Origin of the sequence: Mesorhizobium sp. M4B.F.Ca.ET.214.01.1.1 (genome assembly GCF_004791545.1) — a bacterium.
GTDB lineage: Bacteria > Pseudomonadota > Alphaproteobacteria > Rhizobiales > Rhizobiaceae > Mesorhizobium > Mesorhizobium abyssinicae.
The window spans coordinates 1-279 of the sequence record NZ_SRUX01000317.1 but is presented as its reverse complement, the minus strand read 5'-3'; the positions used below and the strand labels follow the sequence as shown (position 1 = coordinate 279).

At 65.2% G+C, this 279-nt stretch carries 1 protein-coding gene; it reads right to left on the bottom strand.

Features of this window, described 5'->3' with window-relative positions:
* Nucleotides 1–144, bottom strand: a 144-nt coding sequence (locus tag EN857_RS36080) for a prolyl oligopeptidase family serine peptidase (protein WP_281036060.1), incomplete at its 3' end; no start/stop codon positions are given.
* Nucleotides 145–279: the final 135 nt, after the last annotated feature.

Here is a 279-nt window from a genome sequence, read left to right as displayed (position 1 = left end):
CTCGGCAAGCACGGCGCGGAACAAATCTGGCCCCATGAGGGCCGCGGCAAGCACGGTGCCCCCGCCGGCGCTCGCTCCCCCGATGACACTGCCGTCCGGGTCGGCGAATCCCTGCCCCACGAGCCCCCCGGCAGCGGCGATCAGATCAGTTTGTGTAATACGTTTTCAATCGCGGGTAGCCGCTTCGTGCCGTGGACGTCCGAACTCGCCCCCCAGTACGTGCACAATGCCGAAAGCAATTCCGCAGTCGAGCAGGCTCAAACGCTTGGTCATGGAGAG